We start from the raw sequence: 1,188 nt of genomic DNA on the forward strand, positions 1-1,188 counted from the left end.
AAGTTCGGTCACGACCGGCCGCTGCACTACGGCCAGGTCTACTCGACGATGTCGCGGCTGCTGAAGAACGGGCTCGTCGAGGTCGACGGGATCGAGGCGGGCGGCGGGCCCGAGCGCAAGCGCTACGCGATTACCGACGCCGGGATCACCGACGTGGGGCGGTGGCTCGCGACGCCGGAGGCGCCCGAGCCGTACCTCCAGTCGACCCTGTACACCAAGGTCGTGCTGGCCCTGCTCACGCACCGCGACGCGGCCCTCATCCTCGACACACAGCGCTCGGAGCACCTGCGCAGCATGCGCATCCTGACCGACCGCAAGCGCAAGGGCGACCTCGCCGACCAGCTCATCTGCGACCACGCGCTGTTCCACCTGGAGGCGGACCTGCGCTGGCTGGAGCTGACGGCGGCGCGCCTCGACAAGCTGCGTGAGGCGGTGACCGCATGACGTTCCCCGCCGGTACCCTGCTCGCCGCCGAGAACCTGCGCAAGGCGTACGGGCCGACCCCCGCGCTCGACGGCGCCGAGTTCTCCATCCACCCCGGTGAGGTCGTCGCCGTGATGGGCCCCTCCGGGTCCGGCAAGTCGACGCTGCTGCACTGCCTGGCCGGCATCGTGACGCCCGACTCCGGGTCGATTCTCTACAACGGCCGCGAGCTGGCCACCATGAGCGACGCCCAGCGCAGTGCGCTGCGCCGCTCCGAGTTCGGGTTCGTGTTCCAGTTCGGCCAGCTCGTGCCCGAGCTGACCTGCGTGGAGAACGTGGCGCTGCCGCTGCGGCTCAACGGCACCTCCCGCAAGGAGGCCGAGCGGGCCGCGCTCACCTGGATGGAGCGGCTCGAGGTCGACGACCTGCGCAAGAAGCGGCCCGGCGAGGTCTCCGGCGGTCAGGGACAGCGGGTCGCCGTGGCCCGGTCCCTGGTCACCAACCCGCGGGTGCTGTTCGCCGACGAGCCGACCGGCGCGCTCGACTCCCTCAACGGCGAACGCGTGATGGAGCTGCTGACCGAGGCGGCCCGCTCGACCAACGCGGCCGTCGTGCTCGTCACGCACGAGGCGCGGGTCGCCGCCTACTCCGACCGCGAGATCGTCGTACGGGACGGCAGGTCCAGGGACATGGAGCGCGCCATATGAGGCAGTGGGCCAGAGACCTGGGCATGGGGGCCAGGTTCGCCTTCGCCGGCGGGCGGGA

The 1,188-nt window shown here is 71.5% G+C and carries 2 protein-coding genes; both read left to right on the forward strand.

Features of this window, described 5'->3' with window-relative positions; genetic code table 11:
• On the forward strand, positions 1 to 444 hold a 444-nt coding region (locus IG99_RS43365; protein WP_037684543.1), incomplete at its 5' end, for a PadR family transcriptional regulator.
• Positions 441 to 1,130, forward strand: coding sequence for an ABC transporter ATP-binding protein (locus IG99_RS43370; protein WP_037684545.1), 690 nt, complete (start codon positions 441 to 443; stop codon positions 1,128 to 1,130). The genes IG99_RS43365 and IG99_RS43370, both read left to right, overlap by 4 nt.
• The last annotated feature ends 58 nt before the right edge of the window (positions 1,131 to 1,188 follow it).

It is taken from the genome of Streptomyces griseus subsp. griseus (genome assembly GCF_000720255.1).
GTDB lineage: Bacteria > Actinomycetota > Actinomycetes > Streptomycetales > Streptomycetaceae > Streptomyces > Streptomyces griseus_I.

Excerpts from the sequence above, each read along its gene's own strand:
- IG99_RS43370 (WP_037684545.1), top strand. The coding sequence starts at position 441 with ATGACGTTCCCCGCCGGTACCCTGCTCGCCGCCGAGAACCTGCGCAAG.